22 protein-coding genes are annotated in these 24,527 nt (G+C 61.1%); 13 read left to right on the top strand and 9 right to left on the bottom strand.

Annotated features, from left to right (window positions below):
* Window positions 1–26: 26 nt before the first annotated feature.
* Window positions 27–440, top strand: a complete 414-nt coding sequence (locus tag CKW32_RS08760) for a DUF2231 domain-containing protein (protein WP_032885312.1) — start codon at window positions 27–29, stop codon at window positions 438–440.
* Window positions 437–1,729: a sorbosone dehydrogenase family protein gene (locus tag CKW32_RS08755; RefSeq protein WP_032885313.1), complete on the top strand. Its 1,293-nt coding sequence runs from the start codon at window positions 437–439 to the stop codon at window positions 1,727–1,729. Before CKW32_RS08760 ends, CKW32_RS08755 begins: the two co-directional genes overlap by 4 nt.
* A 33-nt stretch (window positions 1,730–1,762) precedes the next feature.
* Here CKW32_RS08755 and CKW32_RS08750 read toward each other — a convergent pair whose 3' ends face one another.
* Window positions 1,763–2,671 carry a LysR substrate-binding domain-containing protein gene (locus tag CKW32_RS08750; protein ID WP_095184615.1) on the bottom strand — a complete coding sequence of 303 codons (909 nt, stop codon included), beginning with the start codon at window positions 2,669–2,671 and terminating at the stop codon, window positions 1,763–1,765.
* Between the two features lie 92 nt (window positions 2,672–2,763).
* On the opposite strand from CKW32_RS08750, the gene CKW32_RS08745 reads away from it, so the two are divergent.
* Entirely contained in the window at window positions 2,764–3,741 is a 978-nt protein-coding gene (locus tag CKW32_RS08745; protein ID WP_095184614.1) for a DMT family transporter, read from the top strand.
* 30 nt (window positions 3,742–3,771) lie between these two features.
* On the opposite strand, the gene CKW32_RS08740 is transcribed toward CKW32_RS08745, so the two are convergent.
* Window positions 3,772–5,175 (bottom strand): MFS transporter, encoded by a 1,404-nt coding sequence (locus tag CKW32_RS08740; RefSeq protein WP_032885315.1) that lies wholly within the window; start codon window positions 5,173–5,175, stop codon window positions 3,772–3,774.
* A gap of 143 nt (window positions 5,176–5,318) precedes the next feature.
* Window positions 5,319–5,843, bottom strand: a complete 525-nt coding sequence (locus CKW32_RS08735) for a GNAT family N-acetyltransferase (protein WP_095184613.1) — start codon at window positions 5,841–5,843, stop codon at window positions 5,319–5,321.
* Window positions 5,844–6,194: 351 nt separating this feature from the next.
* Here CKW32_RS08735 and proP point away from each other — a divergent pair, with 351 nt between their 5' ends.
* Window positions 6,195–7,697 (top strand): glycine betaine/L-proline transporter ProP, encoded by a 1,503-nt coding sequence (proP, locus tag CKW32_RS08730; protein ID WP_032885317.1) that lies wholly within the window; start codon window positions 6,195–6,197, stop codon window positions 7,695–7,697.
* 51 nt (window positions 7,698–7,748) lie between these two features.
* Window positions 7,749–8,255: a GAF domain-containing protein gene (locus CKW32_RS08725; RefSeq protein WP_095184612.1), complete on the top strand. Its 507-nt coding sequence runs from the start codon at window positions 7,749–7,751 to the stop codon at window positions 8,253–8,255.
* On the opposite strand, the gene CKW32_RS08720 is transcribed toward CKW32_RS08725, so the two are convergent.
* Window positions 8,230–9,144, bottom strand: coding sequence for an AraC family transcriptional regulator (locus tag CKW32_RS08720; protein WP_095184611.1), 915 nt, complete (start codon window positions 9,142–9,144; stop codon window positions 8,230–8,232). The two genes, CKW32_RS08725 and CKW32_RS08720, sit on opposite strands and share 26 nt — an antisense overlap.
* A 165-nt stretch (window positions 9,145–9,309) precedes the next feature.
* Here CKW32_RS08720 and CKW32_RS08715 point away from each other — a divergent pair, with 165 nt between their 5' ends.
* From CKW32_RS08715 to CKW32_RS08705, 3 genes are all read left to right on the top strand, one after another.
* On the top strand, window positions 9,310–10,332 hold the full coding sequence (locus tag CKW32_RS08715; RefSeq protein ID WP_095184610.1) for an alpha/beta hydrolase: 1,023 nt from the start codon (window positions 9,310–9,312) through the stop codon (window positions 10,330–10,332).
* Entirely contained in the window at window positions 10,332–11,516 is a 1,185-nt protein-coding gene (locus tag CKW32_RS08710; protein WP_095184609.1) for an MFS transporter, read from the top strand. Before CKW32_RS08715 ends, CKW32_RS08710 begins: the two co-directional genes overlap by 1 nt.
* A 74-nt stretch (window positions 11,517–11,590) precedes the next feature.
* The gene (locus CKW32_RS08705) at window positions 11,591–14,149 is read left to right on the top strand and encodes an EAL domain-containing protein (RefSeq protein ID WP_095184608.1); all 2,559 of its coding nucleotides are present in this window, start codon (window positions 11,591–11,593) and stop codon (window positions 14,147–14,149) included.
* Here the strand turns inward: CKW32_RS08705 and CKW32_RS08700 are convergent.
* Window positions 14,124–14,915, bottom strand: a complete 792-nt coding sequence (locus CKW32_RS08700; RefSeq protein ID WP_032885323.1) for a helix-turn-helix domain-containing protein — start codon at window positions 14,913–14,915, stop codon at window positions 14,124–14,126. The two genes, CKW32_RS08705 and CKW32_RS08700, sit on opposite strands and share 26 nt — an antisense overlap.
* A 144-nt stretch (window positions 14,916–15,059) precedes the next feature.
* Between CKW32_RS08700 and CKW32_RS08695 the strand changes: the two genes are divergently transcribed.
* Together CKW32_RS08695 and CKW32_RS08690 are read left to right on the top strand one after the other, a co-directional pair.
* On the top strand, window positions 15,060–16,271 hold the full coding sequence (locus CKW32_RS08695) for an MFS transporter (RefSeq protein ID WP_095184607.1): 1,212 nt from the start codon (window positions 15,060–15,062) through the stop codon (window positions 16,269–16,271).
* A 108-nt stretch (window positions 16,272–16,379) separates the two neighbouring features.
* A complete protein-coding gene (locus tag CKW32_RS08690; RefSeq protein WP_095184606.1) occupies window positions 16,380–17,546 on the top strand; it encodes a GGDEF domain-containing protein in 1,167 nt (388 codons plus the stop codon).
* Between the two features lie 1,092 nt (window positions 17,547–18,638).
* Here the strand turns inward: CKW32_RS08690 and CKW32_RS08685 are convergent.
* Together CKW32_RS08685 and CKW32_RS08680 are read right to left on the bottom strand one after the other, a co-directional pair.
* Window positions 18,639–19,061, bottom strand: coding sequence for an MAPEG family protein (locus CKW32_RS08685; protein ID WP_095184605.1), 423 nt, complete (start codon window positions 19,059–19,061; stop codon window positions 18,639–18,641).
* Entirely contained in the window at window positions 19,054–19,359 is a 306-nt protein-coding gene (locus CKW32_RS08680; RefSeq protein ID WP_095184604.1) for a DUF2834 domain-containing protein, read from the bottom strand. Before CKW32_RS08680 ends, CKW32_RS08685 begins: the two co-directional genes overlap by 8 nt.
* Window positions 19,360–19,442: 83 nt before the next feature.
* Between CKW32_RS08680 and CKW32_RS08675 the strand changes: the two genes are divergently transcribed.
* Together CKW32_RS08675 and CKW32_RS08670 are read left to right on the top strand one after the other, a co-directional pair.
* Window positions 19,443–20,231, top strand: a complete 789-nt coding sequence (locus tag CKW32_RS08675; protein ID WP_095184603.1) for a helix-turn-helix domain-containing protein — start codon at window positions 19,443–19,445, stop codon at window positions 20,229–20,231.
* 57 nt (window positions 20,232–20,288) lie between these two features.
* Window positions 20,289–21,995 carry an amidase gene (locus CKW32_RS08670; protein ID WP_095184602.1) on the top strand — a complete coding sequence of 569 codons (1,707 nt, stop codon included), beginning with the start codon at window positions 20,289–20,291 and terminating at the stop codon, window positions 21,993–21,995.
* 254 nt (window positions 21,996–22,249) lie between these two features.
* Here CKW32_RS08670 and CKW32_RS08665 read toward each other — a convergent pair whose 3' ends face one another.
* Complete coding sequence (locus CKW32_RS08665) at window positions 22,250–22,468, bottom strand: DUF6434 domain-containing protein (protein ID WP_032887169.1); 219 nt, start codon at window positions 22,466–22,468, stop codon at window positions 22,250–22,252.
* Window positions 22,469–22,714: 246 nt separating this feature from the next.
* On the opposite strand from CKW32_RS08665, the gene CKW32_RS08660 reads away from it, so the two are divergent.
* A complete protein-coding gene (locus CKW32_RS08660) occupies window positions 22,715–23,140 on the top strand; it encodes a nuclear transport factor 2 family protein (protein ID WP_032887170.1) in 426 nt (141 codons plus the stop codon).
* A 14-nt stretch (window positions 23,141–23,154) separates the two neighbouring features.
* Here the strand turns inward: CKW32_RS08660 and CKW32_RS08655 are convergent, their stop codons facing one another.
* Entirely contained in the window at window positions 23,155–24,480 is a 1,326-nt protein-coding gene (locus tag CKW32_RS08655; protein ID WP_095184601.1) for a PLP-dependent aminotransferase family protein, read from the bottom strand.
* Window positions 24,481–24,527 lie beyond the last annotated feature (47 nt).

Here is a 24,527-nt window from a genome sequence, read left to right as displayed (position 1 = left end):
GTTGGATAAAAAGGAGCCGCCCCCCCATGACTACCCTCTCCACCTATCGCCCCACGCCAGGTCCGCTGCATGCGACCTTGCTCGCCGGCACCGTGCCGCTGTTTCTTGGCGCGTTGCTCAGTGACATCGCCTACACCCAGACCTACCAGATCCAGTGGGCGAACTTCGCCTCCTGGCTGATCGCCGGTGCGTTGGTATTCGGTGGTTTTGCGCTGCTGTTTGCACTGGTCAACCTGCTGCGCGCCGAGCGTAAGGCCGGGCAACCTACTCGGTATGTCCTGCTGTTGTTGGCCACCTGGATACTCGGTCTGGTCAACGCGTTCCAACACGCCAAGGACGCTTACGCCTCCATGCCGACCGGCCTAGTGTTGTCGGCGATCGTGATGCTGCTGACGCTGGCAGCGACCTGGACCGGCCTGCGTTCGGGAGGTGTGAAATGAAAACCTCCAGCACATTGACCCTGTTGAGTGCCGCCCTGCTGTTAAGCGCCTGCGGTGGCGAAGGCGATAAAACCCAGGCCCGCGGCCCTGATCCCAAATTGCCGGAACAACAAAGCAGCCTGCTGCCGAGCATGAAGATCGCCGAGCCCGCTCCATGGGGCGATCAGAAACCCAAAGTGCCCGAAGGCTACAGCGTCACGGCCATCGCCACCGACCTGGCCATCCCGCGCCAGACCCTGGTGCTGCCCAACGGTGACATCCTCGTCGCCGAAGGCCGTGGCGGCAGTGCGGCCAAGCTCAAGCCAAAGGATGTGATCGCAAGCCTGATCAAGGCCGAGGGCAACACCAAGGTCAAGAGCGGCAACCGCCTGACCCTGCTGCGTGATGCCGACGGTGACGGCACCTACGAGCTGAAAACCGTGTTCGCCGACAACCTCAACGCGCCCTATGGCCTGGCATTTGCGGACGGCAAGCTCTACGTCGCCAATCAGGACGCGCTGGTGCGTTTCGACTACACCGACGGCCAGACCAAGGCCAGCGGTGCGCCGGTCAAAGTCACCGACCTGCCGGCACAGATCAACCACCACTGGACCAAGTCCCTGGCCGTGAGTGCTGACGGGCGCCAGCTGTACGTGGGCATCGGCTCCAACAGCAACGTCACCGAACGCGGCATGGAAGTGGAGATAGACCGCGCCATGGTCTGGCAGATCGACGCCGCCACCGGCGCGCACAAGCCCTACGCGACCGGGCTGCGCAATCCCACGGCGCTGACCATCCAACCCGACTCCGGGCAACTGTGGACAGTGGTCAATGAACGCGATGAACTCGGCCCCGACCTCGTGCCGGACTACCTGACGTCGGTGCGTGAAGGTGCCTTCTACGGTTGGCCCTACAGCTACTGGGGCCAGAACGTCGACCCGCGTGCACAACCACAGAACCCGGCCAAAGTCGCTGCTGCGATCAAGCCGGATTACAGCTTGGGCTCTCACGTGGCGGCACTCGGTGTGGACTTTTCCATCCCGGCCATGGGCGAAAAATTCGCCGACGGCGTGTTCGTCGGCGAGCACGGCAGTTGGAACCGTGAGAATCCGGTGGGCTACAAGGTGATCTTTGTGCCGTTCAGCAATGGCAAACCGGCGGGTGAGCCGGTTGACTTCGCCACCGGCTTCCGTGGCGACGACGGCAAGACCCGTGGCCGCCCGGTGGGCGTGACGGTGGACCCCAAAGGTGCGCTGATCATTGCGGATGACTTGGCCAATACGGTGTGGCGCGTGACGCGTAACCAATAACAGCGCATTGAGTGTGCGACAGCTGATCAGCCGTCAGCTGTCGCCCTTTAATTGCTCCTGCAACCAGCCCAACAACGCCGCGATCTCTGGGCGGTCGCCCGCGCCTTGATGACGATAAATCGAAATCGCCTCGGGTAAATGCACGCTCTCCACACAGGGCCTGACCAGCGCCCCACTCTCGATCAGCCTGCTTGCCGTACGGCGCCAGCCCATGGCAACTCCATGCCCTTCCACCGCTGCCTGCAACATCAATGGATAACTGTCGAATGTGGCACTGCGCGCATTGACGGCCACTGTCTGCCCGAATACCTGCAACCAACTGTCCCACTCCATCAAGTGCGGAGGCTGGGAGCTGTGGTGCAAAAAAGTGGCCGACTGTAATTCGGTGAGCGACAGCGGTTGTCGCGCATCGAAGTAGGCTGGGCTGCACACCGGGAACACTTCGTCAGCAGCGGTGAACATCAAGGGATGTGCGCCACTGGGTCGCCGCGAACTTTGCAGAGCGACGTCGAAGTGCGCATTGAACTCCGTCAGCGGCCGGGTTGAGGTCACGACCTGGATATCGAGATGCGGGTATTGCTGGTGGAAACTCGACAGACGCGGCATCAACCAATAAAACGCTTCGCACAGTTGGCAGAGCAGCACCACCCGGTCGCTGCGTTGCGCGGCGCGCAAGAGGGCTGCGCTGTCACCGATGCTGTGCAATGCGTCGCTAACCACCCGCGCCAGGTCACGCCCTTCTTGCGTAAGGGATACCGCGCGGTTGCGCCGGTAAAACAGCTTCACCCCGAGGTTGTCTTCAAGCCCGCGAATCTGTCGGCTGACAGCCGCCTGGGTGATGTGCAATTCATCCGCCGCCCTGGAGAAACTGCACAGGCGCGCTGCTGCTTCAAAGGGCAACAAGCTGGCAAGAGGCGGCAAGGTTTTACCGAGCGTATTCATAATCTGAAGTTATGCATTCAGGGCGGAGAACTCGTTTGTAGCACAGCCTCGCGGCTAGGCACCATGGATCTCTCGCCTGATGGATAACCCTGATGACCTTACCGAAGAGCTCGATATTTGTTGGCGTAACCCTGGCGGTCATCTCGACCCTAGGCTGGGCGCTGAACTTCATCACGCCTTACGTCAGTGGCGAATACACCCTCTACGACCTGACGGTGGTGCGTTTTTTGATCGCGGGCGCGCTGGGTGTATTGGGCGTGATTCTGTGGCGGGCGCACCTGCGTTTGTTGCGGCCTGGCCAGCTCTGCCTCGCCGCAGCCCTCGGCGCCTTGGGCTGCCTGGGGTACGGCGCGTGCATCGCTGCGGGAGTCATGTTCGGCGGCCCGGTGCTGACGCCGACGCTGGTGGGGATGGTCCCCGTGTTGCTGGCTCTGCTCGGCAACGCCAGGGACAAAACCGTGCAGTGGCGCAGGCTGGCGATGCCGTTGACGTGCCTGACCGTGGGGCTGTTGTTGGCCAATCTGAGCAGCCTGCACCAGCCTTCATTGAGCCTTGCTTCCTGGTGGTTGGGGCTGCTGTTTTCGTTGAGCGCGATTGGCTTGTGGATAGGCTTCAGCGTGATCAATCAAAAGCAATTGATGCACCTTCCCGCGTCGAGCATTGGACTCTGGAGCGCGTTGATGCTGCTCGGTGCAGGCACCGCCACACTGGGGTTGCTGCCGCTGATACAGAGCTTCGGCCTGCTCAAGCTTCCGACGTTGGGCCTTGGGCTCTCCCGCGCTGGGCCGCTGTATGCCTGGAGCCTGATCATCGCGCTGATGTCGACCGTGGTCGGTGCCTGGGCCTGGAACGCCGCAACACAGCGCTTGCCTATGGTATTGAGCGGCCAATTGATCGCCCTTGAATCACTCTTCGCCACCCTGCTCGGCCTGGGGTTTCACGGGCGCTGGCCAACGCCGATGGAAACCGCAGGCTTGGCCGCTGTGCTAACCGGTGTGGTGATGGCAGTGCGGATCATCCTGACCAGGGCAGACCCCGCCAGCACCTGCGGGGGTGCTGAACGGGTGTGAGGCGCAAGTGCACCTCGCGACCTGTGGTTTTCACAGGTCGGTGATTTCCTTGTGACGCGGTACCAGGGTCTTCATCACGCTCCACGCCACCAGGTAGGCCAGGGCGCAGATAGCAAACATGATCATGTAGCCGGTGTGGATGTCGTTGATTGACTTGTAATAGTCAAACACCCATCCGCCGATCTTGGTCATCACCACGCCGCCGATCCCACCGGCCATGCCACCGATACCGACCACCGAGGCCACGGTTTTCTGCGGGAACATGTCGGACACGGTAGTGAAGATGTTGCACGACCACGCCTGGTGCGCAGACGCGCCCACGCCGATCAGCAATACCGGCACCCAGAAGCTGATGTAGCCCAGGGGCTGCGCCAACAACACGACCAACGGGAACAGCGCGATCACCAGCATGGCTTTCATGCGGCCGTCGTACGGGGCATCGCCGCGCGCCATAAAGTAGCTGGGGAACCAGCCGCCGCCGATGCTGCCGACCATGGTCATGCTGTACAGCACCGCCAGCGGCATCACGATATCGGCGCCTTTCATGCCGTATTGCGCGGAAAGGTAAGTCGGCAGCCAGAACAGGAAGAACCACCACACGCCGTCAGTCATGAACTTGCCAAAGGCAAAGGCCCAGGTCTGGCGGTAGGTCAGCAACTTGAACCACGAGACTTTCTTTTCGGGCGCGCCAGACGGGGCTTTGGTGAACGGCTGTACGGTCTGGTCACTGCGGATATAGGCCAGTTCTTCGGCCGACAGGCGTTTTTGCTGCTCGGGTTTTTCATACACCGCTGCCCACACCGCTACCCACAGGAAACCGAGCATGCCGATCACCATGAACGCGGCTTCCCAACCCCACATGCCAGCAATCAGCGGCACGCAGATCGGCGCCAGGATCGCGCCGACGTTGGCGCCGGAGTTGAAGATGCCGGTCGCGAAGGAGCGCTCTTTCTTGGGGAAGTATTCGGCAGTGGCTTTGATCGCGATCGGAAAATTACCCGCCTCGCCAATCGCCAGCACCGCTCGGGAGAGCATGAACCCGGCAATCGATACCGGAATCACCGCCAGCCCAATCGCACTGCTGACAGCGGCAATGCCCTCGCCCATCTGCACCGAGAACGCATGCATGACGGCGCCGGTGGACCAAATGGCGATGGCGACCACGTAAGCGGCCTTGGTGCCGATCTTGTCGACAAAGCGCCCAGCGAACAGCATGGAAATCGCATACACGAACTGGAACACCGCCGCGATGTTGGCGTAATCGGTATTGCTCCAGCCGAATTGCGTGGACAACTGCGGTGCCAACAGGCTGAGCACCTGGCGGTCGAGGTAGTTGACGGTGGTGGCGAAAAACAACATCGCACAGATGGTCCAGCGATAGTTGCCTACCGCCTGGCCAACGCGCTGGGCGCTGATGGGCTCGTTCAGATTCATGGCATCACTTTTTATTTTTGTTAGGTAGGACATATGTAACGTCATATGTCGTCGTACAACTGCGACTTTTATATCGAGACCCATGAGCGGTGTCAATCTGAAAGATTGCCGCCTGTCTAGGGACTACGTAGTTACGAGAAGTTTCAGAGAGAGGTAGTTGTAGGATGACAAATGCGTAACACCAGACTCGGTGCCTGACCGGGCACATCGTCGAGGACGCCAATGTGCTGCAGGCCCACCTTTTCCAACACGCGGATCGAGGCGGCGTGATCGGGCCGAACCAGCCCGAACACTTCGGGCAGGTTCAGGGTTTCAAACGCCAGCACCAGCGCATCGCGGGCAAGCTCAGTGGCATAGCCCTGCCCCCAGGCCTCCACGGCAAAACGGTAGCCGAGGTTGATACGCCGCTCAGTGAGGTAGTTGAGCGGTGCGATACCGCCAAAGCCGATGAGATGCTCTGGGGATTCACGCCGGGCAATCGCCCACCAGCCATAACCGTCGCGCGCCCATTGTCCGAGCCAGTGGTCGAGCAACCGCCGCGCATCGGCAAGGCTTGCCAAGGGACCGGAAGGATTGAACCGGTTGGTCTGTGGGTCACCGAAGATCGAGAACAATCGCGGCAGATCCTCGAGTGTTGGTGGACGGTAGATCAGGCGTGAGGTGGGCATTGGGGTGGTTCTCTCTAAAGGATGTCACTCTTTTTTTGTGGTGAGCGGGCTTGCCCCGCGCTGGGCTGCGAAGCAGCCCCAAAACCACACAATCCGGTTTGTCTGGAAAACCGGGTTGGCGTTGATGGGGCTGCTTCGCAGCCCAGCGCGGGCGGTGCGACGATTCGACAAGCCCGCTCACTACAGGGGGTAGCGGGGTCGTGAAATAGCGCTTTTCACAGGTAGATCTGCTGCCAGTCGAGAAAAAGTACAGCAACGGGTGAATTTTTTCGTGTCCGCTTGTATCTGAAGTGACAGAGCGGTGCTATCGCAGTGATAGCACCACCCCTGTTCTGTTTTAGAGTGGTTCGCATGAAATTACGTAGAAAAAGCGTCAAACCCATCGGGTTGAAGGACATCACCATCGTCGACGATGCCAAGGTGCGCAAAGCAATTACCGCCGCCGCCCTTGGCAATGCCATGGAATGGTTCGACTTCGGTGTCTACGGGTTTGTCGCCTATGTGCTCGGTAAAGTGTTCTTCCCGGACGCCTCCCCCAGCGTACAAATGATCGCCGCGCTGGGTACGTTCTCCGTGCCTTTCCTGATTCGTCCGCTGGGTGGCCTGTTCTTCGGCGCGCTGGGCGATAAATACGGACGGCAGAAAGTCCTCGCCGCCACCATTGTGATCATGTCCCTGAGCACCTTTGCCATCGGCCTGATTCCCGGCTATGCGTCCATTGGCATCTGGGCGCCGATCCTGCTGCTGCTGTGCAAGATGGCCCAGGGTTTCTCGGTGGGTGGTGAATACACCGGCGCGTCGATCTTCGTCGCCGAATACGCCCCGGACCGCAAGCGCGGCTTCCTCGGCAGTTGGCTGGACTTCGGCTCGATTGCCGGTTTTGTGCTCGGTGCCGGCGTAGTGGTATTGATCTCCAGCGTGCTTGGCGAAGCCGAATTCGAATCGTGGGGCTGGCGCCTGCCGTTCTTCCTGGCTCTGCCTCTGGGCATCATTGGCCTGTATCTGCGCCATGCGCTGGAAGAAACCCCCGCGTTCCAGCAACACATGGACAAGCTCGAACAAGGCGACCGCGAAGGCCTGACCCACGGCCCCAAGGTCTCCTTCAAGGAAGTCGCCACCAAGCATTGGCGCAGCCTGCTGACCTGCATCGGTATCGTCGCGGCCACCAACGTGACGTACTACATGCTGCTCACCTACATGCCGAGCTACCTGTCCCACAACCTGCATTACAAAGAAAACAGCGGCGTGCTGATCATCATCGCGATCATGGTCGGCATGCTGTTCGTGCAACCGTTCATTGGCTTTATCAGTGACAAGATCGGCCGCAAGCCTTTCATCATCGCGGGCAGTGTTGGCTTGCTGTTTCTGTCGATCCCGGCGTTCATGCTGATCACCAGCGGCAAGATCGGCCTGATCTTCGCCGGCCTCTTGATCCTCGCTGTAATCCTGAACTTCTTCATCGGCGTGATGGCTTCGACCTTGCCAGCGATGTTCCCCACTCACCTGCGCTATAGCGCGCTGGCCAGTGCGTTCAACGTCTCGGTACTGATCGCCGGTGTAACACCGACGGCCGTGGCGTGGCTGGTGGAAAGCACCAATGACCTGTTCATGCCCGCCTACTACCTGATGGTGTTTGCCGTGGTCGGTTTGATCACCGGCCTGACGATGAAGGAAACTGCCAACAAGCCTCTGCGTGGCGCGGCGCCGGCAGCTTCGGACATGGAAGAAGCCAAGGAGTTGCTGCAGGAACACCACGACAATATCGAGCAGAAGATCGAAGACATCGACGCCGAAATTGCGGAATTGGAAGCTAAGCGCCAGAATCTGGTGCAACAGCACCCGCGAATTAATTAAGACTTGACCGTGCGTGGTGGCCCCGGCCACCACGCCTTTGGAGAGCTCAGCATGCTTCCCAGCTTCACCGCAGCACATTCGCTACTGAGCGCAGACGAACGCGCCGCCATCGCCGAAATAGAAGCCACCACCAGCATTCTGCAGTTGGTCACCCGCCTGACCGGGATGCGCTTTGCCGGCATCGCCAAGTTCACCGACCTGGAATGGGTGGTCTGCTCGGTCCACGACCCTATGGAAATGGGGATCAATGTGGATGACGTGCTTAACCTGGAAACCACCCTGTGCAGCGAGTTCTGCATTAATCCACAGACCTTGTTTATCCCGCAGGTCAGCGCAAACGGCCGCTTCGCTTCACGCCCGGTAGTCAAGCAGTTCGCTATCGAAAGCTACGCCGGCGCGCCGATTTTCCTGCCTGATGGCCGCCTGTTCGGCGCGCTGTGTGCCTTGGATTCACAAGCCATGCTGTTTGATGACCCCAACCTGCCGGAAACCCTGAGCCTGTTTGCCCGACTGATTGGCTGCATCTTTTTCGCTAACTTGACACAGAATGATCGTTAAATTTCGGCTTGCCGCGTAACCCGGCGATGTCGCGCTTGGGCGGCACGCCAAACAGCCGGCTGTATTCGCGGCTGAACTGCGACGGGCTTTCATAGCCCACTTTGAACGCCGCGCTGGAGACATCCTGATGCTCGTTAAGCATCAACCGGCGCGCCTCGTTCAAACGCAGCCACTTCTGATACTGCAACGGACTCATCGCCGTGAGTTGGCGAAAGTGATGATGGAACGTGGCCGCGCTCATCTGCACCCGCGCCGCCAAGTCTTCCACGCGCAGCACTGCGTCGTAATTGAGTTTGAGCCAGTCAATCGCCTTGGCGATACGGTAGCCCTGCCCGTCCACTGAACAAATCTGCCGCAGTCGTCCAGCCTGGTCGCTTTGCAATAAGCGGTAGTGGATCTCGCGCTGGATCAGTGGTGCGAGTACCGGGATCGCCTCGGGCTCATCGAGCAACGCCACCAGCCGCGCAAACGACGCCAGCATGCCGTCGGTGACAACCCCGATGCCGACCCCTTTGAGCACTGAACGCTCGCGCTTGGGCGGCAGCTCACTCTGGGCGATCAGCTCGGCCAATATGCGCAGGTCCAGCTTAAAGGTCAGCCCCAGGCACGGCCGCGTGGGGCTCGCCTGCAGCACTTCGGAATTGGCAGGAATGTCCAGCGATGTCACCAGGAAGCGTGACGTGTCATACGGATACCCCTCGCCGCCCACCCACAGCTGCTTCTGCCCCTGGGCCACCAGCACAATGCTCGGTTCGACCATGCACACCACCGGCGTGCACGGCTGCTCACGCCGATAGAACCCCAGGCCCGGGATCGGCATGGGGCAGTCCCCAGGCGCAGCGATGCGCGATGCAATGGCGTGGACCAGCGCGTCCAGATTGTTCTTCATAACCTGCCCTTTTTGTTGATCCGCGAACTCTACCCCGCGCAGTTCATGGCGTCCCCCGTAAACCACCAGACTCAGAGCATCAGGCAAGTAATCCAGCGGAACGCACTACAGATGCCACCGCCACACCGGGAAAATGTGCGGACCAACCCTTTCAAGGATCCGCCCATGAAACGCCTCTTGCTTGCCCTTGGTTTGCTGGTGACGTCTTTAACTGCTCTGGGAGCCGATATGTCCAACAGTGCTGACAACTTCTACACAAGCGACAAGGTGACGGTCGAAAAGGTCACCTTCAACAACCAATACGGCCTGCAGGTTGCCGGCAACCTGTTCGTGCCGAAAAACCTGAGCTCGGGTGCTAAAAGCCCCGCGATTATCGTCGGTCACCCGATGGGTGCCGTCAAAGAACAGAGCGCGAACCTGTACGCCACCAAAATGGCCGAACAGGGCTTCGTCACACTCTCTCTGGACCTGTCGTTCTGGGGCGACAGCGCCGGTACACCGCGCAACGCGGTGCTGCCCGACCTCTACACCGAGGACTTCAGCGCCGCCGTGGACTTCCTCGGCACCCGGCAGATGGTCGACCGTGAACGCATTGGCGTGATCGGTATCTGTGGCAGCGGCAGCTTCGTCATCGCGGCGGCGAAGATCGACCCCCGCCTCAAGGCCATCGCCACCGTCAGCATGTACGACATGGGCGCGGCCAACCGCAACGGCCTCAAGCACGGCGTCACCCTGGAACAGCGCCGGCATATCCTGCTGCAAGCGGCCAACCAGCGCTATGTGGAATTCCAGGGCGGCGAGACCCTCTACACCAGCGGCACGCCGCTCAAGCTGACGGGCAACCCGGTGGGGGACGAGTTCTTTGACTTCTACCGCACGCCACGTGGCCAGGTCACGCCTGCCGGTGCGTCGCCGCAGACCACCACCATGCCGACGCTGACCAGCAACGTGAAGTTCATGAACTTCTACCCGTTCAACGACATCGAGACGATCTCTCCGCGTCCGCTGTTGCTGATCAGCGGGGCCAACGCGCACTCCCGCGAGTTCAGCGAAGACGCCTACCAGCGTGCGGCCGAACCGAAGGAATTGCTCATCATCCCGAACGCGGGGCATGTGGACCTGTACGACCGGGTCAATCTGATTCCGTTTGCCCACCTCACCACCTTCTTCAAGAACAACCTCAAGTGATGCCCAATAACCCGAATGCACCGCGCTGGGGCGCGGTGCTCGCTATGTCCCTGGCGGCCTTTACATTAGTCGCCTCGGAGTTCATGCCGGTCAGCCTGCTGACGCCACTGGCGGCCGACCTCAACATCACTCAAGGCCAGGCCGGCCAGGGCATTTCGGTGTCAGGGCTGTTTGCCTTGCTCACCAGCCTGGTGATTGCCGCCGTGGCAGCGCGGGTGGATCGCAAGCGCCTGCTGGTGGCACTGACATTGCTGATGATCGTGTCCGGAACGGTCGTGGCCTTTGCGCCGAACTACATGGTCTTCATGTTGGGGCGAGCGCTGATCGGCGTTGCCATCGGCGGGTTCTGGTCACTGTCGGCCGCCACCGCCATGCGCCTGGTACCGGACGATCAAGTGCCGCGTGCCCTGGCCATGGTCAACGGCGGCAACGCCCTGGCCACGGTGATTGCTGCACCACTGGGCAGCTTTCTGGGCGGAATGATCGGCTGGCGTGGCGCGTTTTTCTGCGTGGTGCCGGTGGCGGTGATCGCCGTGGTGTGGCTGCTGATCAGCCTGCCGTCGATCAAGTCGCAGGGCGAGGCAAAGTCCACCAACGTGCTGCGCCTGATGAAACAGCCGCCTGTGATCATGGGCATGCTGGCGGTCAGTGTGTTTTTCATGGGTCAATTCATGCTGTTCACCTACCTGCGACCGTTCCTGGAAACCGTCACCCAGGTCAGCGTGTCCCTGTTGTCGCTGATGCTGCTGGTACTGGGCATGGCCGGTCTGGCGGGCACGTTCCTGATCGAGCGTTTTTTGAAGCGCAGCCTGTATCCCACGCTGATTGCCATCCCACTGCTGATGGCGTTGATCGCCCTGACCTTGGTAGCCTTCGGCAGCTCGACCGGGATGACAACCCTGTTGTTGGGGCTCTGGGGCCTGGTCGCCACCGCCGCCCCCGTGGGTTGGTGGACGTGGCTGGCCAACACCCTGCCCAAGGATGCCGAAGCAGGGGGCGGCCTGATGGTCGCGATCATCCAGTTGGCGATTGCTTCAGGCGCCACGGTGGGCGGTGTGGTGTTTGACTTCAGTGGCTATCGGGCGACGTTTGAGTTGAGTGCGGCGCTGCTGTGCGGGGCGGCGTTGCTTGCGTGGGCAACACGCTGCGTCAGTGTTCGCGCACAACACTTGAGCACAGCCTGACGCACTCAATCTTTTCCAAGGGCCGCCGATAACTTGTCATACCCCTGACTTGCAGCGAGGCCCTGCGCTAAATAATGCCCAACTCTCTCGCTCCAATCGTCCGCTCGCTGTCCACCCGCACCAGCCTGTCACTGGCACGCACGTCACTGTTGAATTTCATGGCCTTGCTGGCCGTTGTCTTTGCGGCAGCGGCTTACTCACTGCTTTACATCGCCCATGACCTGGACCGCACCGAGCAGGCCGAAAGCGCGTTCCATACCCGCAAAGCCATACAGTCCATGGAAAAAGCCATGCGGGTGACGGTCAAGGACTACGCGTTCTGGAGCGATGCCTACAAGCACCTGCATGTACAGGTGGACAAGGATTGGGCCTTCGAGCGCGGCAATATCGGGCCCACACTGTTCCAAGACTTCGGTTTTCAGGGCCTGTTTGTGGTCAACGATGCCAATCGCACGGTGTACACCGTGGTCGAAGGCGAACTGCAAACCTTTGAGCTCAGCGAATGGCTCGATCAGCCCCTCACCCAACTGCTCGAACAGGCCCGCGCCGGCGTAGACAACGAAACCCCGGTGAGCACGTTCATCAACGTACGCGGCAGCCCCGCCCTGGTGGCTGCCGCAGCCATTACGCCGGGCACCGACCCCACGGTGGTTGCAGACGGTAGGCCAGCCTCGGTGCTGGTCTTTGTCGACATCCTCGACAGCGCCAAATTGGGCCGGATCGGCGATGACTTCGGCGTGGGCAACCTGCACATCGCCACCCCTGAAGACATCGCCAAGGGCGTGTTTTTACCCCTCGGCGACAACGGCAGCGCCGGTAGCCTGTACTGGCAGCCGGAACAGCCCGGCCGACGCCTCATTGGCGTCGGCCTGCCCTTGCTGGGCCTGGCCGCGCTGCTGGTGTGCCTGATGACGTGGATGATCTTGCGCCGCAGCACAGCCGCCGCCCTGGCGCTGGATGCCAGTCATAGCTCGCTGCAAACCAGCCAGAACGCCTTGGCCACCAGCGAAGCGCGCTTTCGCGATGTGGTAGAAGCCAGTTCCGACTGGGTCTGGGAGATCAACGGCGATTGGCGCTTTACCTACCTCTCGGAGCGTTTCGAAAGCGTAACCGGGTTGACCCGCGACGCCTGGATCGGCGCGGCCATGAATGACCTGTTGGGCACCGAAGACGGGTTGTTGTCACAGTGGTTGTGCACGCCCGGCCGACGCCCGGACCTCAGCGTGCAATGCCTGTATGTGGATGCCCAAGGGCAAGAGCGCACCACCCGGCTATCGGCGCGGAAAATGCCGTGCGGCGGGTTTCGCGGCACCGCCACGGACGTGACTGAAGAAGTCGAGGCACGCAGACGCATTGAATTTTTGTCCCAGCATGACGCCCTGACCGGGTTGCCCAATCGCACGCGTCTGCAAGCCTTCCTGGACGCCAAGCTCAAGACGCTGCCCCTCCTTGAGCAACCCTTGGTCATGCTCAGCCTGGACCTGGACCGATTCAAACCGGTCAATGACTTGCTCGGGCATGCCGCCGGCGACCGGGTGCTCAATGAAGTGTCGAGCCGCCTGACCGACTGCGTGCGCCACGGTGATCTGGTGGCGCGGGTTGGCGGCGATGAATTTGTGCTGATCCTCAGCGATGCCGGCACCCAGGACGACGTCGAAAACTTTTGCAAACGCTTGATCGTCTCCCTTGAGCGCGCGATCCGGATCGATGAGCAGGAAGTGTTTATCAGCGCCAGCATCGGTATTGCGCTGGCGCCCAATGACGCCGGCAACGTCACCGAAATGCTGCGCTACGCGGACATCGCGCTGTACGAGGCCAAGTCCGCCGGGCGCAATACCTGGCGCTTCTACTCCGGCGAGATGAATGCACGAATCATCGAGCGTCGACGCTTGGAAAGCGACCTGCGCTATGGGATCAAACATGGGGAATTGCGCCTGCACTTTCAGCCACGTTACCGCATAGCCGAAGGGCAGATGGTCGGCGCCGAAGCGCTGGTGCGCTGGCAACACCCGGAGCGCGGCCTGATCGCGCCGGACACCTTTATCCCGATTGCCGAAGAGTCCGGCCTGATCCTGTCGCTGAGTGACTGGGTGCTGGAAACCGCCTGTGCCTGTGCCGCCCAGTGGCCGGATGCGTTGTTTGTGTCGGTCAACCTGTCGCCGACCGAGTTCAAGCGCGGCAACCTGATGGAGCGCGTGCGTCACGCGTTGCAGGCATCGGGTATCGAACCGGCGCGGGTGGAACTGGAAATCACCGAAAGCGTCATGCTCGAAGACGCCGTCGGTGCGCTGGACGTGATGCGCGCCCTCAAACAACTGGGCATCCGCATCGCCATGGACGACTTTGGCACCGGGTATTCATCACTGAGCTACCTGCGCGCGTTCCCGTTCGATGGCTTGAAAATAGACCGCAGCTTTCTGACCCGACTGGAAGACAGCGAGGATGACCAAGCCATCATCCATGCCATCGTCGGCCTGGGACGTGCCCTGGCACTCACGGTGACCGCCGAAGGCATCGAAACCGCCGAGCACCTGGCGATGCTCAAGGCCGTGGCCTGTGATGAAGGCCAGGGCTACTTCCTCAGCCGCCCGCTGGATATCGACGCGTTCAACCGGCTGCTGGGCCCGGCTTGAAAAACAGGCTCGGCGTCTTGCCGAACTGTTTCTTGAACATGCTGGTGAAGGCGCTGGGGCTTTCGTAGCCCAGCTCCAACGCTACGTCGATGATCTTTTCCCCCATCGCCATGCGCTCCAGGGCCAGTAGCAACCGCGCCTGTTGGCGCCATTGGCCGAAGGTCATGGCGGTTTCCTTGCGAAACAGGCGCTGGATGGTTTTCTGATCCAGGCCCAGGCGCTCGCTCCAGTGCGCCACTGTCGAGGCATCGCCCGGATTCTGTTGCAGCGCCAGGCAGATCCGCTGGATACGCGGGTCGGCAGGCTGTGGCAGGGATAACGGCAACGCGGGCAGGATGGCCAGTTCGTCGAGGATCAGGTGCATGATCCGCGCATCCCGCGAGTCTTCGGCATAAGGCGGCTTGAGACTGACCGAGGCCTTGATCAGCTCGCTCAGCAGCGGCGAGATGCTCACAGCCTTGGTTTCGGTGGGCAGATTGGGGAAGCTGTCGGGGCGCACAAACACGCTGCGCATTTTCAGCGGCCCTACGCAGCGCAGGGAATGCACGTGCCCGCAGGGCATCCAGAAGCCGCGATTGGGCGGCACTGTCCACTGGTTCTGCGCCGAATGCACTACCATGACCCCTTCGGTCGCGTAGAGCAGTTGATGCTTCTCGTGGCTGTGGTCGGGGATCACCCAGTTTTCAGGATAGTCGGTGGCCGAACTGATCACAGCCCACTCGCCTTCGTCGATCTCCTGCAGGAATTTATCCAGTGACTTGATCATTTAGCCCTTTTTGCGACAGTTACTGCCCGAATTTCGTGAGACAGACATTTTTACTGAATCTAGCATAAAGCCCGACACAATTTGAAATGGGCCGCCAGCCACGTATTGGCGGCCCCTGTTCGCTGCCTTGTATGGAATGCCTGCATGTCGACACTCACCGCGTCACCCGCCACTGCTACCAGTGCGCCCCAAGCAAGCCCATTAGTTATGCGTATCCTCGGTGCCTGCGCTTTGGCGCACCTGATCAATGACCTGATCCAGGCCGTGCTGCCGTCGATCTACCCCATGCTCAAGGCCAATTACGGACTGACGTTTGCCCAGGTGGGGCTGATCACCCTGACCTTCCAACTGACCGCCTCGCTGCTGCAACCGTGGATCGGCTACCACACTGATCGTCATCCCAAGCCCTGGCTGCTGCCGGCCGGCATGGTGTGCACGTTGATCGGGATCCTGATGCTGGCGTTTGTCGGCAGCTTCCCGGCGATCCTGCTGGCGGCGGGTCTGGTGGGCGTAGGCTCGTCGACCTTCCACCCGGAAACCTCCCGCGTGGCGCGCCTGGCTTCCGGCGGACGCTACGGCCTTGCGCAATCGACCTTCCAGGTCGGTGGCAACACCGGCAGCGCCTTCGGCCCGTTGCTGGCAGCGGCGATCATCATTCCCTACGGCCAGGGCAATATCGCCTGGTTCGGTCTGTTCGCGGTGTTCGCGATCCTGGTGCTGTATGGCTTGAGCCGTTGGTACCGCAACCACCTCGCGCTGTTCAAGCTCAAGCAAGGCGGCAAAGCCACCCACGGCTTGTCCAAAGGCCGCGTGACGTTTGCCCTGGTGGTGCTGGCAGTGCTGGTGTTCTCCAAGTACTTCTACATGACCAGCCTGACCAGCTACTTCACGTTTTACCTGATTGAAAAATTCCACCTGTCGGTATCGAGTTCCCAGATGTACCTGTTCCTGTTCCTCGGTGCGGTGGCCGTGGGCACCTTCGCAGGCGGCCCGATCGGCGACAAAATCGGCCGCAAGAAAGTCATCTGGTTCTCCATCCTCGGCGCCGCGCCCTTCACCCTGGCCCTGCCCTACGTCGATCTGTTCTGGACCGCCGTGCTCAGTGTGGTGATTGGCTTTATCCTGGCTTCGGCGTTCTCGGCCATTGTGGTGTTTGCCCAAGAACTGGTGCCGGGCAATGTAGGGATGATCGCAGGTGTGTTCTTTGGCCTGATGTTCGGTTTCAGCGGGATTGGCGCGGCGTTGCTCGGTTTGCTCGCGGATAACCACGGCATCGAGTACGTCTACAAACTGTGCTCGTTCCTGCCGCTGGTGGGCATCCTGACGATTCTGCTGCCGTCGACCAAAGGCGTTTGACCCGCCGATCATCGGCTGGCTGTGTGCCACTACACAGAATGCTCTGAAAAACCTGCGTGTGCGCTTACAATCCCGGTTTAAACGCACACCAGGCAGACCCAGCAAGAAATGACGCTCGACCCTCCCACGATTTTGGCACTCACCGTTGCCTTGGCAGCCGCTGCCGCCCTTTACCTGCTGGTCGAATGGCGCAGCGTGCGCGAACCCTCGCTGCTGTTGTGGAGCAGCGGTTTCGCCACCATCACCATCGGTTCTCTCCTGGCCCTGCTGCGCATTAATGGCTTTTTAGTCATCGGCATCTGGTTCGCCAACGGTTTGCTGGTGACCGCACACTTCCTGTTTCTGCTCGGCGTGGCGCGGTTTACCCAAGTACGCGTATCACGCGCCTGGGCCCTGATGCCCGTGATCTGGTTCGCCATGCTCGCGCTGCCAACGGACCAATCATGGTCCAAAGCCATGCTGGCGGTGCAATCGCTGTTGGTCGCCCTGCCCACCCTGCGCGCCAGTTTCCTGCTGCGGCCCCATGGCCGGTCCCTGAGCGTCGGCGCGGTGCAGTTGCGTTTTGTGCTGCTGCTCCACGGGACCTTTTACGTGGCCAAAACGCTGTCGGTGGTCATTCCCGGCACCCTGATCGACCTCGCCGCCTTCAAGGGTGAGATCATCCAGATCTCCCTGGTGGAAGGCGCCATGGCAATCATGCTGATTGCCTTGTCCATGACGGGTTCCGAACGCTACCGCCGCGAACAACAGATCGCCCGCCTCGCCGCCCGCGATCCACTAACCGCCCTCTACAACCGTCGCGCCCTCGACCTGCGCGCCCCTCGCCTGCTGGCCCAGGTATCTTCGACCCAACCCGGCGCCCTGCTGCTGATCGACATCGACAACTTCAAAGGCGTCAACGACCTCCACGGCCACACCGCCGGCGACCGCCTGTTGATCGCATTGAGCGAAATGATCCGCGCCGTCGTGCCCCGAGGCGCACTGGCAGCACGGCTGGGCGGCGATGAGTTTGTGATCCTGCTCAATCCCACGTCGGCTGAGCAGATCGTCGAACTGGGCAGCAGCCTGCGCGACCAGTTTCAGCAACTGGCCTCGCAGAGCTTCAGCACCCCGCAACCGGTGACCCTGAGCATTGGCGCCAACCTGTTCGATCAGCCGCCGGAGAGCCTGGCGGCGTTGATTGAGCAAGGGGATACCACGCTGTATGAGTCCAAGCGGGGTGGGCGGGACAGTATCCGGTTGGTGGATCGCAGGGGCGCCACGCCCTACGGTTAGAAGTCGTAACTAACCCCCGCACTCCGGCCCGTCCTGACCGACTCCAACGCTTCGGTGTGAGCAGTCCGCCGGTGGCGCCGCAGACTTCAAGGCCAGTTACACGTCACGGCGTATCAAGACAACCAAAGGCAGGCGATGGGCTTGAGTCAGTAAGGCCCTTTTGTGGTGAGCGGGCTTGCCCCGCGCGAGGCAAGCTCGCTCACTACAGAAGTAAGCGGGAGGCCGCTGAACTTCATACAAGCCTTAAACAGGTCATAGCGCCAAGCCCGAGCAAGCAGATCACCCCCGACCCCATACGACTTCAAGGCCAGTTACAGGTGACGGCGTATCAAGACAACCAAAGGCAGGCGATGGGTTTGAGTCAGTGAGGCGCTTTTGTGGTGAGCGGGCTTGCCCCGCGCGAGGCAAGCTCGCTCACTACAGAAGTAAGCGGGATGCCGCTGAATTTCAGACAAGCCTGCAACAAGTCATAGCGCCAAGCCCGAGCAAACAGATCACCCCGACCCCATACGACTTCAAGGCCAGTTACAGGTCACGGCGTATCAAGACAACCAAAGGCAGGCGATGGGTTTGAGTCCGTAAGGCGCTTTTTGTGGTGAGCGGGCTTGCCCCGCGCGAGGCAAGCTCGCTCACTACAGAAGTAAGCGGGAGGCCGCTGAACTTCATACAAGCCTTAAACAGCTCATAGCGCCAAGCCCGAGCAAACAGATCACCCCGACCCCATACGACTTCAAGGCCAGTTACAGGTTACGGCGTATCAAGACAACCGAAGGCAGGCGATGGGTTTGAGTCCGTGAGGCGCTTTTTGTGGTGAGCGGGCTTGCCCCGCGCGAGGCAAGCTCGCTCACTACAGAAGTAAGCGGGATGCCGCTGAATTTCAGACAAGCCTGCAACAAGTCATAGCGCCAAGCCCGAGCAAACAGATCACCCCGACCCCATACGACTTCAAGGCCAGTTACAGGTCATGGCGTATCAAGACAACCGAAGGCAGGCGATGGGTTTGAGTCAGTGAGGCGCTTTTTGTGGTGACCGGGCTTGCCCCGCGCGAGGCAAGCTCGCTCACTACAGAAGTGAGCGGGATGCCACTGAATTTCAGACAAGCCTGCAACAAGTCATCGCGCCAAGCCCGAGCAAGCAGATCACCCCGACCCCATACGCCAGCGTTCGCCAAGGTTGCCAACCCGCCAGATACGTCACCGTATGCGCCAGACGGGCCAGGGTAAAACCGCCAAACAACCACGCACTCGCCACAGCGGGCGCCTCCAGCGCAACACACAGCCCTCCCAGCACAAAAAACACGGGGATGTTCTCCAGATCATTGGCCCACGCTCTGCTCGCTCGGCCAACCGGTGGCAGCTCTATCGAATGCCTGGCGCGCTTAAAGAAAGCCGCATCTTCAGCGTTGGTGAATGCCAGGCCTCGAATGCGGAAATACCCTTGGTAGCAGGAAACCGCAAACATCTTCAGGCACAGCACCAGTACACACAGGGCATAGACTCTCAGGAGGTCATTCATCCCTGACTCCCTGCACCACGATATAGAGCAGCGGCCCCACTGACACAAACACCGCCGTCAATAAAAAGTACGGCACCACCGAACGCACTGACCGCCCTCGCCCGCGCGCATCCCGATACATCCATACGCACGCCAATACCGCCATCAGGTAGAGGTCGATCACGACTTGCGCGGTGTCCGGTCGAGACATCAGCTCGCGCCCAAAGGCCAGCAGCGATTGCTCGGCAGTCAGCATCGTAACCAGGGTGTACAGCGAAAAACCGAGCAAGCCGGCCAGGGCAATATAAGGTCTGTGCATGGTGTCGTCCTTGAGGTGATCGAGGCCCACCTTAGTGATAAGGTTTGGCCCCTCGCAATGACCTCGGAGGTCATGAACACGTCATGGAAAACCCTGCTAGCGCCGGTGAACACCTGCGCCAACTGCGCCGACAGGCCAAGTTGAGCCAACTGGACCTCGCCCTGATCACCGGGATTTCTCAGCGTCATCTCAGTTGCCTCGAAACCGGTCGCGCCACACCTAGTCCGGGGACACTGCACAACCTGTTGACCGCACTGGAGACACCGCTGGAGCAATCCAACCGCGTGTTCCTCGCCGCCGGTTACGCCCCGCGCTACACCGCGACCCCGCTTGCCTCACCGGCCATGGCCGCGGTTCGCGAAGCGGTCAACCATGTGCTGCACGCCAACAACCCCGCGCCTGCGATTCTGCTGGGCAGCGAGTGGCAAGTGCTGGCGGCGAATGTCAGTACCGGGCTGCTGTTTGAACGGGTGGGCATCAAAGCAGATGCAGCCGATGGCTTGAACCTGCTGACCACCCTGCTGCAAACCGGTGGCCTGGGCGACCACCTGATCAACGCCGAAGAGATCCGCACTCTGGCCTGGCAACGGGCAACCCGCGAGGCGCTGGGCAATCCGGCATTGGCTGCGCTGATGGCGAGTTTGCCAGCGCCGACTCACACCCAATTACCCACCGAAATGCCGCCGCTGGTGCTCACGCGCATCCGCTCACTCGAAGGCGAGCTGAACTTTTTGTCGACCTTCACCACGTTCGGCATGCCCCAGGACATCACCCTCACCTCGCTGCGCATCGAGCATCTGATTCCGGCTGACGAGGCGACCTGGCAGGTGATGCGCGCTGCCTTCGCGGACTATTCGGCGCTGGTTTTGTGAAATATCTGTACGTAGACTGCGGCCATACCTCCATCTGAAGGCGGCGAAGAAAACGTCATGCAAGTTACCGAAGTCTCCATTGCCCAATTGCGCGCGGCGCTTGAATCCGGCCAGACCACTGCCGTTGAATTGGTCCAGGCTTATCTCGCACGGATCGATGCGTACGACGGCCCGCAGACCGCCACCGCGCTTAACGCTGTGGTGGTGCGCAACCCACAAGCGCTCAAAGAAGCCGAGGCGTCCGATGCACGCCGGGCCAAGGGCGAAACGCTTGGGCCATTGGATGGCATTCCCTACACCGCCAAGGACAGTTACCTGGTCAAAGGCCTGACTGCGGCCTCCGGCAGCCCGGCATTTGCCAAACTGACCGCCCAGCGCGACGCGTTCACCATCGAACGCCTGCGCGCCGGTGGCGCCATTTGCCTGGGCAAGACCAATATGCCGCCGATGGCCAATGGCGGCATGCAGCGTGGCGTATATGGCCGCGCCGAAAGCCCCTATAACGCTGACTACCTCACCGCACCGTTCGCCTCCGGCTCGTCCAACGGCGCGGGTACTGCAACCGCCGCCAGTTTCGCGGCATTCGGCCTTGCAGAAGAAACCTGGTCCAGCGGACGCGGTCCGGCGTCCAACAATGGCCTGTGCGCCTACACCCCCTCCCGTGGGGTGATTTCGGTGCGCGGCAATTGGCCGCTGACGCCAACCATGGACGTGGTGGTGCCATACGCCCGCACCATGGCCGACCTGCTGGAAGTCCTCGATGTGGTGGTCGCCGAAGACCCCGACACCCGTGGCGACCTATGGCGCCTGCAACCCTGGGTGCCGATCCCCAGCGTCGCCTCGGTGCGCCCGGCGTCTTACGCTGAGCTGGCTGCGACGGCTGAATCCCTCGCGGGCAAACGCCTGGGTGTACCGCGCATGTACATCAATGCCGACCCCGACGCCGGCACCAGCGAAAAACCCGGCATCGGCGGCCCGACCGGGCAACAGATCAACACCCGCGCCAGCGTGATCGACCTGTGGAAAGACGCCCGCAAGGCGCTGGAAGCGGCTGGCGCCGAAGTCATCGAAGTGGATTTCCCCCTGGTGTCCAACTGCGAAGGCGATCGCACCGGCGCGCCGACGGTGTTCACCCGAGGTTTGGTGTCCAAGGAATTCCTGCACGACGAGTTATGGGAACTGTCCGCCTGGGCTTTCGATGATTTCCTGCGCGCCAACAACGACCCAACCCTCAACCGCCTGGCGGATGTGGACGGCCCGAAAATCTTCCCCCACGACCCCGGCACCCTGCCCAACCGTGAAGACGACCTCGCCGCCGGCATGGACGAATACGTGCGCATGGCCCAGCGCGGCATCACGCCCTGGAATGAAATCAGCACCGTGCCCGACGGCCTGCGCGGCCTGGAGCAAACCCGGCGAATCGACCTGGAGGACTGGATGGAAACACTCGGCCTCGACGCTGTGCTGTTCCCCACCGTCGCCGACGTGGGCCCGGCGGATGCCGATGTAAACGAAGCCAGCGCCGATATCGCCTGGAGCAATGGTATCTGGGTGGCCAACGGCAACCTCGCCATCCGCCACCTGGGCGTGCCAACCGTCACCGTGCCGATGGGCGTGATGGCGGACATCGGCATGCCGGTAGGGCTGACATTTGCCGGGCGCGCTTATGATGACTCGGCATTGCTGCGGTTGGCGGCGGCGTATGAAGCGACCGGCAGCAAGCGATTGATCCCCCCGCGCACCCCGCCACTGATCACAAACTAACGATTTACCCTGTGGGAGGGGGCTTGCTCCCGATGGCGGTGTATCAGGCAAAGCTGTTCCAACTGAACCACCGCCATCGGGAGCAAGCCCCCTCCCACATTTTGATCCTCATCGTGTCAGTTACCGGCTTTGTTTTAACGACAAATGCCGGCAGCACACAGCGGCACCTGGCAGCGATTTGGGGGTGAGGGCAAACCACAGGCCGGGCGCCAGATGAATGCCGTAGTTGATCAGTACAACCAGTCCCTGGGTGATCATGGGCGGTTGTCATGGTTCAGGCGCTGCCATTCATCCACCACGTCGCCCAGGGTCTTGGGGATATCGTTGCGAATCCAGGCCATGAAGGGACGATCGAACTTGAAGGTCGGCCCGCAGTGCTCACGCATGAAGCGCCGCACGTTCTGGGTGTTTTTGTAGTGTGCGGTCACCGGGGTGGCGCGGGTGATGGGGTCGCTGTGCCAGTCAAAATCCATTTTGTCACTCGGGCAGGTGTTGGGTCGGCGTTAGCATAGCAATGCGCCATCCACCCAGGAAGTGCCAAAACCTTCCGTGTACGAGCCCCCCGCGTGTTGGGACATCGTATAAGGAGCTAAAACCTACAAATACCAATCTTGTCGGGGTATTTCAAAATTTTACTTTCCTTAGACCCGGCAAATATTGCATGGTTGTACGACGACTATAGCTGTCGTGCACACCCCAACAACAATAAGGAAACACCCATGCAAAACGTCAAAGTGCTGATCGGTTTTCTGTGCCTGTTCAGCGGCTACGTGGCCGCAGCCCCCGCCGACAACGACGTAGCCCAAGCGGTCGATCACCTGACCCAAGCCATGCTGCACAAAGACATCAAGCAGCTCCAGGCCCTCACCGCCGAGCAACTCACCTACGGCCACTCCAGCGGCAAAATTCAGAACAAACAGGAATTCATCGCCGATATCGAGACCGGTCGCAGCGGCTTCAAGACTCTGGAAATGCAAAAACAAACCATCACTCTGCAAGGCGACACGGCACTGGTGCGCAACCACTTTCACGCACAGGCGGTGAACAGTGGCGTCGAAGTGCCTACCGACATCGAAAACTTCCAGGTCTGGCAAAAGCAGAAAGGCCACTGGCTGCTGATCGGTCGCCAGGCCTTTAAATTCTGATGGCTAGCGGTGGCTCACCACGCCACCACGTTGCGCACCTTGAGCAACGCCTCGCGCAGCGACGGCATGTCCACCGACCCCAACGCCAGGCGTAGCGCATGGGGCACCTGGGCCGAAACGGCAAAGGGCTCAGCGGTGGACACGGAAACGCCCTCGCGCTGCAAGGCCATGGCGACTTGATCGGCGCGGGCATCTTCCGCCAGGGGCAGCCACAAAAAATACGATGACGGGTGGCTGGTGTGGGCCACCCCCTTCAACACCTGCGCAGCCAAGGCTTGCCGAGCCCGGGCATCCTGGCGCTTTTGTGCTTCCAAGTGGGCAACGGTGCCGTCCTCGATCCAGGCCACGGCAATCGCGCTCATCACCCCGGGCACGTTCCAGGTGGTCGCCATGATGGTGCGCTCCAACGCCTTCATCCACGCAACAGGCGCCGCGACAAATCCCACGCGCAGCCCTGTGGCGACACTCTTCGACAACCCACCCACATACACCGTACGTTCCGGTGCCAGGCTCGCCAGGGGCGGTGGCGCGTCCTCAACTAAAAACGCGTAGGCCGCGTCTTCAATGATCATCAGGTTGTGCTGGCGGGCGATGGCGACCAGCTGCTCGCGCTGCTCCATGCCCATCACCCAGCCCAGCGGATTGTGCAGGGTCGGCATGCTGTACACCGCGCGAACCGGACGCTTGCGACACACGCTATGCAGATATTCCAGGTCCGGGCCGCTGGCGGTGACGGGAATCGCGACGATTTCCAGATGCAGGGTCTCTGCCAACACCTTGAACCCCGAATAGGTCAACGCGTCCACCGCGATCACATCCCCCGGCTTGAGCAACGCCATCATCGCCACCGCCAACCCATGTTGGGCGCCGCTGACCACCAACACCTGCTCGGCCTGCACTGTCAGCCCTCGGCTCAGCAGGTGGCGGGCAATGGTGGCGCGCTCATGCAGGCGACCGGCGTGGGGCTGATAACGCAGCAGCGCTTCGAGGTCACCGGACAGCGCCAATTGGCGCAACGCAGTGCGCAGCAAGTCCGCCTGACCCGGCAACGAGGGGTAATTGAAGTTGAGGTCGAGCATGCCCGCCGCGATGGTCATCTGCCCACTGCCCTGCCCTGGCGGCAACGCAATCTCGCGCACAAAGGTGCCGCGCCCGGTCTCTCCGCTGACCAGCCCCATGGCCTCCAGCTCGGCATACACCCGACTGGCGGTGACCAGCGCCAAGCCATGATCCGCGGCCAATTGGCGATGGGTAGGCAAACGCATACCGGGGGGCAGTTTCCCGCTGCGAATGTCTTCGGCAAAGGTGTCGACCAGTGACTTGTAACGGGCGCGGGGCATTGGCGATGTATCCATGACATTTTTTTGATTGTCTTGATTCTCGATCC

Origin of the sequence: Pseudomonas sp. Irchel 3H9, assembly GCF_900187495.1 — a bacterium.
In the GTDB taxonomy this organism is placed as follows: Bacteria; Pseudomonadota; Gammaproteobacteria; order Pseudomonadales; family Pseudomonadaceae; genus Aquipseudomonas; species Aquipseudomonas sivasensis.
Note: the sequence above shows the minus strand (reverse complement) of the source record. Positions and strands in the feature narration are given on the sequence as shown.

What these genes read in the sequence shown, in the direction of transcription:
- CKW32_RS08760 (WP_032885312.1), top strand. Translation starts at nt 27, where the DNA reads ATGACTACCCTCTCCACCTATCGCCCCACGCCAGGTCCGCTGCATGCG.
- CKW32_RS08755 (WP_032885313.1), top strand. Translation starts at nt 437, where the DNA reads ATGAAAACCTCCAGCACATTGACCCTGTTGAGTGCCGCCCTGCTGTTA.
- CKW32_RS08750 (WP_095184615.1), bottom strand. Translation starts at nt 2,671, where the DNA reads ATGAATACGCTCGGTAAAACCTTGCCGCCTCTTGCCAGCTTGTTGCCC.
- CKW32_RS08745 (WP_095184614.1), top strand. Translation starts at nt 2,764, where the DNA reads ATGACCTTACCGAAGAGCTCGATATTTGTTGGCGTAACCCTGGCGGTC.
- CKW32_RS08740 (WP_032885315.1), bottom strand. Translation starts at nt 5,175, where the DNA reads ATGAATCTGAACGAGCCCATCAGCGCCCAGCGCGTTGGCCAGGCGGTA.
- CKW32_RS08735 (WP_095184613.1), bottom strand. Translation starts at nt 5,843, where the DNA reads ATGCCCACCTCACGCCTGATCTACCGTCCACCAACACTCGAGGATCTG.
- proP (WP_032885317.1), top strand. Translation starts at nt 6,195, where the DNA reads ATGAAATTACGTAGAAAAAGCGTCAAACCCATCGGGTTGAAGGACATC.
- CKW32_RS08725 (WP_095184612.1), top strand. Translation starts at nt 7,749, where the DNA reads ATGCTTCCCAGCTTCACCGCAGCACATTCGCTACTGAGCGCAGACGAA.
- CKW32_RS08720 (WP_095184611.1), bottom strand. Translation starts at nt 9,144, where the DNA reads ATGAAGAACAATCTGGACGCGCTGGTCCACGCCATTGCATCGCGCATC.
- CKW32_RS08715 (WP_095184610.1), top strand. Translation starts at nt 9,310, where the DNA reads ATGAAACGCCTCTTGCTTGCCCTTGGTTTGCTGGTGACGTCTTTAACT.
- CKW32_RS08710 (WP_095184609.1), top strand. Translation starts at nt 10,332, where the DNA reads ATGCCCAATAACCCGAATGCACCGCGCTGGGGCGCGGTGCTCGCTATG.
- CKW32_RS08705 (WP_095184608.1), top strand. Translation starts at nt 11,591, where the DNA reads ATGCCCAACTCTCTCGCTCCAATCGTCCGCTCGCTGTCCACCCGCACC.
- CKW32_RS08700 (WP_032885323.1), bottom strand. Translation starts at nt 14,915, where the DNA reads ATGATCAAGTCACTGGATAAATTCCTGCAGGAGATCGACGAAGGCGAG.
- CKW32_RS08695 (WP_095184607.1), top strand. Translation starts at nt 15,060, where the DNA reads ATGTCGACACTCACCGCGTCACCCGCCACTGCTACCAGTGCGCCCCAA.
- CKW32_RS08690 (WP_095184606.1), top strand. Translation starts at nt 16,380, where the DNA reads ATGACGCTCGACCCTCCCACGATTTTGGCACTCACCGTTGCCTTGGCA.
- CKW32_RS08685 (WP_095184605.1), bottom strand. Translation starts at nt 19,061, where the DNA reads ATGAATGACCTCCTGAGAGTCTATGCCCTGTGTGTACTGGTGCTGTGC.
- CKW32_RS08680 (WP_095184604.1), bottom strand. Translation starts at nt 19,359, where the DNA reads ATGCACAGACCTTATATTGCCCTGGCCGGCTTGCTCGGTTTTTCGCTG.
- CKW32_RS08675 (WP_095184603.1), top strand. Translation starts at nt 19,443, where the DNA reads ATGGAAAACCCTGCTAGCGCCGGTGAACACCTGCGCCAACTGCGCCGA.
- CKW32_RS08670 (WP_095184602.1), top strand. Translation starts at nt 20,289, where the DNA reads ATGCAAGTTACCGAAGTCTCCATTGCCCAATTGCGCGCGGCGCTTGAA.
- CKW32_RS08665 (WP_032887169.1), bottom strand. Translation starts at nt 22,468, where the DNA reads ATGGATTTTGACTGGCACAGCGACCCCATCACCCGCGCCACCCCGGTG.
- CKW32_RS08660 (WP_032887170.1), top strand. Translation starts at nt 22,715, where the DNA reads ATGCAAAACGTCAAAGTGCTGATCGGTTTTCTGTGCCTGTTCAGCGGC.
- CKW32_RS08655 (WP_095184601.1), bottom strand. Translation starts at nt 24,480, where the DNA reads ATGCCCCGCGCCCGTTACAAGTCACTGGTCGACACCTTTGCCGAAGAC.